Origin of the sequence: Brooklawnia sp. (assembly GCF_049651565.1) — a bacterium.
In the GTDB taxonomy this organism is placed as follows: Bacteria; Actinomycetota; Actinomycetes; order Propionibacteriales; family Propionibacteriaceae; genus Brooklawnia.
This window is the reverse complement of sequence record NZ_JBASCI010000041.1, coordinates 1-3,569: the sequence shown is the minus strand read 5'-3', so window position 1 is coordinate 3,569 and position 3,569 is coordinate 1. Positions and strand designations below refer to the sequence as shown.

General features: G+C 67.9%; 4 protein-coding genes and 1 pseudogene. All 5 read left to right on the top strand.

Translation table 11 applies throughout. The annotated features are described in order from the left end of the window. Positions 1-255: pseudogene (locus tag WBL05_RS02140) on the top strand (alcohol dehydrogenase); the annotation flags it as partial. Positions 256-472: 217 nt separating this feature from the next. Further along, a complete protein-coding gene (locus WBL05_RS02135; protein ID WP_424223422.1) occupies positions 473-1,204 on the top strand; it encodes a hypothetical protein in 732 nt (243 codons plus the stop codon). A gap of 248 nt (positions 1,205-1,452) precedes the next feature. Further along, a complete protein-coding gene (locus tag WBL05_RS02130; RefSeq protein WP_424223421.1) occupies positions 1,453-2,067 on the top strand; it encodes a hypothetical protein in 615 nt (204 codons plus the stop codon). Positions 2,068-2,076: 9 nt separating this feature from the next. Further along, the gene (locus WBL05_RS02125) at positions 2,077-2,916 is read left to right on the top strand and encodes an alpha/beta fold hydrolase (RefSeq protein ID WP_424223420.1); all 840 of its coding nucleotides are present in this window, start codon (positions 2,077-2,079) and stop codon (positions 2,914-2,916) included. Then, positions 2,913-3,479 (top strand): DUF488 family protein, encoded by a 567-nt coding sequence (locus WBL05_RS02120; protein WP_424223419.1) that lies wholly within the window; start codon positions 2,913-2,915, stop codon positions 3,477-3,479. The genes WBL05_RS02125 and WBL05_RS02120 overlap by 4 nt, the downstream gene beginning before the upstream one ends. The last annotated feature ends 90 nt before the right edge of the window (positions 3,480-3,569 follow it).

Sequence of the window (3,569 nt, the reverse complement as noted above, 5' to 3'; positions counted from 1 at the left end):
GGCGGGGTCTGCGTGCTCGCCGGAATCCACCTCAGCGTCATCCCGCCGCTGGTGTACGAGCAGGAGCTCTTCTACGAGAAGGAGATCCGCAGCGTAACCGCGAACACTCGGGCCGACGGCGAAGAGTTCCTCCGCCTGGCCGGCGCACTGGGTATCACCCCGCGCGTCCAAACCCGGCCGATGTCCGCGGCTGACGAGACGCTGGCCGACCTGGCCGCCGGCAGGTACGAGGGCGCCGCAGTTCTGGTCCCCTGACCGCCGGGGACGCTAGGTGCTGGTGCCCAGTCAGCGCGGCGTCCGCAAATGAGCGTTACCGAACCATTGTCGGGCCGGCGGGCGGAGGAGCACAGTGGAGTCACAACGGGATTTGTCGCAGGAGGGGTGGGCGATGGAGATGCCGCCGACCACGAGACCAGCCAGTCACAGGTGGTGGTTCCGGCTGCTGATTCTGTGCTGCTTCCTCATCCCGCCGATGACGGGACTGTCGTACGATCCCGCGCGCACCACCGAGGTCGTCCGCGCCGTCCTGCAGGAGCCGTACGCGATGTTCATTCCCGCGCTGCTACCCATCGCCAAGCTCTTGCTGGCCAGCGCGGCCGTGCTGCCATTTCTGGGGACGCGCTGGTCGGGGCGGTTCGTCGTCGGGTACTACGCCGCCATACTGCTGGTGATCTCGTTCCTGCAGAACATGGCCGCAACCGAGCAGTTCGGGTTCGTCTGGCTGATCGGCAACACTGTTGTACAGCTGATCGTCGCCTTCTTCTGTCTGGTGGACGTGCTCGCCGGAAGCACAACCCTGCACCGGGATAGCCTGCAGCGTCGGCGCCTGTGGCTCCTGGTGCCCATCACACTGGCGTTGCTGATGCCATACTCGATCGACGCGGGACACGTCGTTGCATCCGTCGAGACGGTGTTGTGGAACGAGGCCGGAGTCACCTACTGCATGATCACCCCGGTCGTACTGGGCGTCCTGTTGCTCTTCCCGAGCGGCGTCGACCGCCGCGCGCTCGCCGTTGCGTCCTTCGTCGGTCTGATCTTCGGTGTGATCAACATGGCCGTGTGGTTCGTTTCGAGTCCGCAGGACTGGTGGATGAGAGTCCTGCACATCCCGCTGGTGGTGACTGCAGGACTTGGACTGATCGACTCCCGGTACCGGCCCGCAGTCGTCAACCCAAACCTGGCGGCCGCCCCGACATCTCGCTGAGCCTGCCGGGCGGTGAACGGGGAACGCCGCAGCAGCCGTGCCCGGTGCGCAGCAAGATGGCCAGCCCCGCCCACTGGTCGCCGCAGTAGGATTGGCAGCAGGTGTGCACCAGTGAAAGACCAGATACCGGCCGCGGGCAAGAACCTCCCAGGACAGGCAGGGTAGCCATGACCACCCAAGAGGAACGAGGCATCCACACCGGCCTGCGACAGTGGACCGGACTACTGCGGACAGGTGAGTGGGCGGCGTTGGCCAGCGTCGCGCTCATCGCCATCCAGATCGTCATCTATGTCCTCTGGCCTCCGCCGGAGACCACCGGCGATTTCTTCGCCCTGCTGATCGCCGACCCGCTGCGGGGGTTACTCGCCCTTGATCTCCTGTACGTCATCAGCAACCTGCTGGCCTACCTGTTGTACTTCGCACTCGCGGCTGCGCTGTGGCAGGTGAGTCGGTCGGCCGTGGTCGTTGCACTTGCCTTCGGTGTGCTCGGCATGGCCGCGTACATGGCCTCACCCCGACCGGTGGAAATGCTCGCCCTTGCGCGGGCCTACCAAGATGCCGACCCGGTGGCACAGGTCGCGTTGCTGGCCACCGGTGACGGGATGCTGGCCACCTGGAGAGGTACGGCGTTCGACGTCTACTACTTCTTCAACCTCGTGACCCTGCTGATCTTTGCGGTGCTCATGTACCGCAGCACCGTGTTCACGCGGGCGACCGCGATCTGGGCACTGGTGGCCGCGGCGCTGATGGCTGTGCCGTCCAACTTCGGCACAGTCGGTGTCGTGTTCGCGCTGGCCTCGCTCCTCCCCTGGGCAGTCTTCGCGAGCCTCGTTGCGCGCGGCCTGGATCGACTCAGCACCTAGGGTGAACATGTGCCGACCTATACCCACGATGGGCTGACGTTCGACTACTTCGACGCCGGGTCCGGCGAGCCGGTGGTGCTGCTGCACGGTTTCCCCGAGGACGCCGACAGCTGGGACCAGGTTGCGACCCGCCTGCAGGCCGCCGGCCTGCGGACCCTGGCGCCCGAGCAGCGCGGTTACTCACCCGGGGCGCGTCCACCTCGGCGCGGCGACTACACGATCGACAAGCTCTCCGGTGACGTCATCGCGTTGCTGGACGCCGTGGGCCTCGACCGCGCACACGTTGTCGGGCACGACTGGGGCGCCGGTGTCGCCTGGGACCTCGCCACCCGGCACCCGCGCCGGGTGGCCTCGCTGGTGGCGCTGGCCACCCCGCACCCAGTCGCGGTGCTGGCGTCGTCGTGGCGGTCGGGGCAGTTGCTGCGCAGCTGGTACATGGGGTTCTTCCAGCTGCCATGGCTGCCCGAGCGGACCAGCGTCCGCGTCCTCGAACGCACGCTGCTGCGCACCGGGCTCAACCCCGCCGACGCCGGCCGCTACGCCGAACGGTTCGCCGACCCGCGCGAACTGACCGCGCCGATGAACTGGTACCGGGCCATCCCGCTGTCGCTGCTTGCCACCGACCGGATCGTCCGGGTGCCCACCACCTACCTGTGGGGCAACCGCGATCCCTACCTCGGACGCGTGGCCGCCACGCGGACCGCCGAGTTCGTCGCCGCGGACTACCGCTTCGTCGAGCTGGACGCCCGCCACTGGCTGCCCCAGAACCACCCGGACGCCGTGGCGTCCGCGATCATCGACCGGGTGCCGGGCGTGCCGAGGAGAACCGGCGAGTTGGCGACGCCATGACGACGATCCACACCATCGGCCACTCGACCCGGCCGATCGAGGGGTTCATCGCACTGCTGCAGGCCCACGGGGTGACCCAACTGGTCGACATCCGCACCGTGCCCCGGTCGCGCCACAACCCGCAGTTCGCCCAGGACGCCCTGGCGGCGTCCCTCGCCGAGGCCGGGCTCGGTTACCACTACCTGAAACAGCTGGGCGGCCTGCGATCCAAGGTCAAGGACTCGACCAACCTGGGCTGGCGCAACCAGTCGTTCCGCAACTACGCCGACCACATGCAGACCGACGACTTCCGGCAGGGGATCGCGGCCCTGCTGGAGATTGCCCAGCGCGGCCAGACCGCGATCATGTGCGCCGAGGCGGTGCCGTGGCGCTGCCATCGCTCGCTGGTGGGGGACGCGCTGCTGGCGCGCGGGGTGAGCGTTCTCGACATCATCGGCGAGGCCGCACCCAAACCGCACAAGCTGACGTCGTTCGCGGTTGTGGACGGTCAGCAGGTCAGCTACCCGGGGCCGACTGCTGACCAGGTGGACGCCGAACCAGCCGACAGCCCTCCGCAGAACTGAACGGCTGCAGCCGAGCCTCCGCCTGATCGCCCCAGGCCTGCAGGGCGGCGTCCACCAGACCCTGGTGGACGCCACAGATCACGCCTGGAT

Excerpts from the sequence above, each read along its gene's own strand:
- WBL05_RS02135 (WP_424223422.1), top strand. The coding sequence starts at position 473 with ATGACGGGACTGTCGTACGATCCCGCGCGCACCACCGAGGTCGTCCGC.
- WBL05_RS02120 (WP_424223419.1), top strand. The coding sequence starts at position 2,913 with ATGACGACGATCCACACCATCGGCCACTCGACCCGGCCGATCGAGGGG.